The organism is Candidatus Zixiibacteriota bacterium, assembly GCA_018820315.1.
In the GTDB taxonomy this organism is placed as follows: domain Bacteria; phylum Zixibacteria; class MSB-5A5; order JAABVY01; family JAHJOQ01; genus JAHJOQ01.
Window position 1 is genome coordinate 1 of sequence record JAHJOQ010000144.1, and the last position, 4,777, is coordinate 4,777.

3 protein-coding genes are annotated in these 4,777 nt (G+C 50.7%); 2 read left to right on the top strand and 1 reads right to left on the bottom strand.

The window, feature by feature from the left end:
* Positions 1-85: 85 nt before the first annotated feature.
* The gene (locus tag KKH67_14140; GenBank protein MBU1320320.1) at positions 86-2,212 is read right to left on the bottom strand and encodes a tetratricopeptide repeat protein; all 2,127 of its coding nucleotides are present in this window, start codon (positions 2,210-2,212) and stop codon (positions 86-88) included.
* 255 nt (positions 2,213-2,467) lie between these two features.
* Here KKH67_14140 and KKH67_14145 point away from each other — a divergent pair, with 255 nt between their 5' ends.
* Together KKH67_14145 and KKH67_14150 are read left to right on the top strand one after the other, a co-directional pair.
* A complete protein-coding gene (locus KKH67_14145) occupies positions 2,468-3,514 on the top strand; it encodes a hypothetical protein (GenBank protein ID MBU1320321.1) in 1,047 nt (348 codons plus the stop codon).
* 135 nt (positions 3,515-3,649) lie between these two features.
* On the top strand, positions 3,650-4,777 hold a 1,128-nt coding region (locus tag KKH67_14150), incomplete at its 3' end, for a sodium/proton-translocating pyrophosphatase (protein MBU1320322.1).

Here is a 4,777-nt window from a genome sequence, read left to right on the forward strand (position 1 = left end):
CAGCTCGCATCCAGACGCAGCAAAAAACCGGGGAGCTCTGTGGCTACCCCGGTTCTCAGTGAATCAAACTGTGAGACGTATGATTCTAATCGTTTGATGCTATTTGTTTGAGGCGTTGCCAATCGGGATCCTTTGCGAATTTCATCTCATCTTCCGGACTCGCGGTCTCTAAGAATTTCTCGTAGTACTTCCTGGCGTCCTTCTCCTTGCCCCGAACAAGACTCGTCATGGCAATGAGTGCATAGGCCTCCGCCTTTGATTCAGTCAATCCTTCTGCATTCTTGTAAGCCTTGATCGCATCCTTGTGTTTGCCGAGAACGGAGTACGCGTTTCCGAGGCCAATCTGGTTTTCATAGTCGTTCTCATCCAGATTGCTCGCGGTTTTGAAATCCGCCAACGCGAGCTCATACTCGCCGCGATTTATGTTTGAGTACCCTCTTGCCCTGAGCGCCTTCATATCATTTGGGAACAGGTCGAGCACTGCGTTGAATGCCCCGATTGCGGATGTGGTCTGTCCACTGGAAGCAAACAGATTACCGGCGCGCATGAAATCAGCTCTGGCATCTCCGGGTTTCCCGGCTCTGTGATACAGCTGAGCTCGCTTGTAAAAAGTCTCGGCTGTCTGATCTTTTGCAAGGGCGCGGCTGTACATATCAATTGCAGCCTGGAAGTCACCGGCTGTAAGTGCGCTGTCCGCCGACTGAACATATTCCTCCGCCGTCAGTTCGCGTTTCACGGTCTGGATCTTTGCAAGATTTGCCGTCACAGTAGTGGTCTTGTTTTTACTAACTGAGACCGTTTGCTCGAATCGTTCGTATCCTTTCATGGCTACTGCAAGCTTGTGTTTGCCTTCGAGGACACGGTTGATTTTCCGGCTGCCAGTGCCATACTTCTTGTTGTCCAGGTATATTTCCGCATCTGGGTGGTCCGTTTCGATTTTGATTGCGCCGTAGTCGGGTTCCGACGAAGACGTTGCATCCGTAGATGCCGAAGTCTCTGATCGGCTTTGACCGCCAGGCTCGCCGGACATCCCGTCGTCTGCATGGAGGGCGACTACAGGGCTGCCGCCATCGCCGTGATAGAACGAAATGCTTGCTGAACTGTATAACGGGGTGTCTGCGGTGATTGTGTAAGACCCACTCGGAACAAGTTCAAATACGAACAGGCCCGACCTGTTTGATACTACACTCTTATCAAGTTCATCGATGGTGACTCTGACATCGGGCAGTACCTTGCCTGTTTCACCATCTACAATGACTCCTGCGAACGGAGGATAGTAGTCTTTTCCGTTTCTTATGAGTTGCGAAACAAGCACAAGTATTATCACCAAGCCGAGAACGCCGTACAGTAGAAATGATTTATTGTCCCTGCCTCTTGGCTTCAGCACAAAGACCTCATCTGCGAATGCGAGGCGATCACTTCCTTTGAATCTGACGTCCGTCGGAAATTGGACTCTGTTCTTTGCAAAAAACGCCGTGCGATTTCCCAGGAGTGAATCGCCGCTGGTTGCACTGTCCGCTATGCTCGGCAATGCCAGCATGGCGCCGCCACTATCCGGCTCATCGGTTTGAGATTGCGGCGCGAGATCTCGACTGAAATCCTCCAGCGTTGGATCATTGTCGTCGGGGATGTTGGATATGATGGGACGCAGTTTTTCGTCGATTGAAACGGGAGTTCTCTTTTGGTTATCCTTTACCATTGATGGAATCTTGGTCTGAAGATCGGCAATCAGCTTGTTTCGATCCTCCGTTGCCAGAGCATTTTCGTCGGACATCCTCTGAGATGGCGTCTCAGCTATGGACTGCTGTTCGTCATCCGTTTTGAACTTGAGCTCAGTTTCCTCCAGCTCTTCGGGAAGGTCTATCTCGACGGTTCCGGTGCAGGAATTATCGTCATCTTTCTCAGATTCAGAGCTGTCACTGCCCGGATTAAATGGATCGACCATATTCATCTTAACGGAGGCTCGATCTCCCGTATCTTCGTCCTCGGATTCGATTTCAGATCGGTTGGCTTCGCGTGAGGTGCTGTCGCGCACGTCCTCGCCATTTGAGATGACCGCTTCATCCGCACCTTCGTCGAACGAACGGCTATTAACATCTTTGCTGTTAAGGACTTCTGTTTCACTGGCGATTACCAGTTCGGCGCCGCATTTCCGACAGTGTGTCGCTTTGCCGAAAAGGTTTTCCTCTCCGCATTCTTTGCACATTTTCACTAGACTGACTCCCGTTCGAGACTCTGTGTGACTATAAGGGTTTTATCGGAATATCCGCCGCAAGTCTTTAGCGATTCGTCTCTGCTCCCGGTGCGTGGGAGCTAACGGAGCTGGTTGGCAGAGAGTGAGTTGGCTCCGCGATCCGATGCTTCAAACGTGGCGGAGAGACCCTTTTTTCGCTTGACAGTGATTAAGCAAGGACGTATACTTCGCGTCTAATGTTACGGACATTATGACCGGAAGGGAAGAGGTGAAATGAGCAGAAAGAGTAGATTAGTTGTTGCGGTGGTCACAGTCTTGATTGCGTTGGTTATTATAAGCTGTGGCAAAGATGAGCCTAACCCGATATCCACCAATGTATATGGAAACGCCGTCCTCCTGCGGCCATTTAACCTCCCTACATTGGAGGACGACAGCAAGATTTGTTATGAGTTGTGGCTCGTAGACTTCGAGTATACAAGAGATTCGGATAGTAATGAATTTAGAATTGTCAAAGATGAAATCAGCCTCGGGAAATTCTACTGGAATAACCATCGCTATGAATTCTACAGTCTGACCGGAGGGCCGCGGGATAGTGTATTTGCGACTCCCAACAGCCGGAATGTCTATGACTTCAATACAATTATGATTACACTCGAGCCTTTGGAAGAAGATAACGTCAGATCGAATAATGGTGTCATTTTTGATGACATTGAGTTCGGGCAGCCAATCAGAGGGGAATTCGATTTCGTGAATCGTCAGGCCAGGGATGTGGTGTATGAGACGGAATTCGAGATGAAGGCTGACTTCGTTCTCCGTACGTATTCGGATGACGGTCTCCCCGAGCAGAATGCACTTAGCGGTCTGTGGTTTCATGATGTCAGAAATGTCAGTGGAGTATGGCGGATAGTGAAGACGCTTGTCTTGCCGGTGCTTACTGAGAATGCGAACATCACGTACGAAGGCTGGATTGAGATGCCCGGCGTGCTGTCGAAACCTCTGTCGACCGGGAAGTTCAAGAGTCCGGAATACAAAGACTGGAATAATCAGTATGTGGGACCATACAGCTTTCCGAATCTTCCGGGCGAGGACTTTGTAGATCATGAGCCTGCCGGGCTGGATTTCCCCTTGACGTTGGTTGGTAGCGGGATGGTCTATATATCGATTGAGCCTTATCCCGATCCGGATCCGGATGAACGGTTCCCACTTACGATTTTTTCAAGCCCACTTCCGGTGTCGACGCCGTTGAATTCAAGTCATTTCCCGATGGAAAACAGATACGGTTTTCTACCAGGGTTTAATGCGACGGTTATGGAGCTGTGAAGTAAGAGCGTAGACTAGAGAAAGATATTCAAAAACGGCTGACGGGTTGCTTGATCGTCAGCCGTTTGTATAGTAGACTGGTAAGGACGAAATAAACACACACGTAACGGAACCTCAACGAAAGGAGCTGCCTGAATGGACCTAGGTTTTCTCGCAGTGATTCTGGGAGCCGTCGGCTTGATTTTCGCAATGATCTTGTTCTTCTCGATCAAGCGTATGGATCCCGGAAATGACATCATGCGCGAACTCGGTGAGACAATTCACCGGGGCGCTATGGTATTCCTGAAGCAGGAGTATAGAATTCTGGCGATATTCATCGTCGTGGTTTTTGCTCTTCTTGCATGGAAGATAGCCCTTATGACGGCGGTGGCATTTGTCTCAGGTGCTGTCTGCTCAATGTTGGCCGGTTACATTGGAATGTCAGCGGCAACCAACGCAAATACTCGTACCGCGCAAGCTGCTGCCACGTCAGGGCAGGCTAAGGCTCTGGTGGCTGCATTCTCCGGTGGTGCGGTAATGGGAATGGCCGTGGCATCGCTTGGACTTCTTGGAGTTGGCATCTACTTCCACTTCTATGGGAATGTCCAGAATTATTCCATACTCACCGGTTTCGCTATGGGCGCCTCATCCATAGCATTGTTCGCACGTGTGAGTGGCGGCATCTATACCAAATCTGCTGATGTCGGTGCTGATCTGGTCGGTAAAGTCGAGGCCGGTATCCCCGAGGATGATCCTCGCAACCCGGCGGTGATTGCCGACAACGTTGGCGACAACGTTGGCGACGTGGCCGGAATGGGCGCTGACCTGTTCGAATCATACGTCGGTTCTGTTATCGCTACGATTGCTATAGCGGCTACGGCGGTGACAGTTGCAGGCGAGACCATCACAGATGCAATGCGCATACCTTTGATGATGCTTCCGCTGGCTATCGTTACAGCAGGCATAGTCGCCTCGATCGTCGGCAATATCTCGATCAGAGCATTTGCGAGCATGAATCCAGCGGCAGTGCTGAGAATTGTAACCTATGTCGGCGCGGTCATTATGTTGATCGCGACATACTTCATCGTGCAGCATCTGGAACTGAGCACGGGCATTTTCTGGGCGGTTTTGGTCGGTAACATTTCCGGGATTACGCTTGGACTCCTGACCGAATACTATACGTCAGGCAAACCGATTCGCGTCATCGCGAAGGCATCCGAGACTGGCCCTGCGACCAATATCATTTCCGGCCTTGCGATCGGCATGGAATCGGTTGCGCTGCCG

Coding starts and splice junctions, on each gene's coding strand:
- KKH67_14145 (MBU1320321.1), top strand. CDS start 2,468: ATGAGCAGAAAGAGTAGATTAGTTGTTGCGGTGGTCACAGTCTTGATT.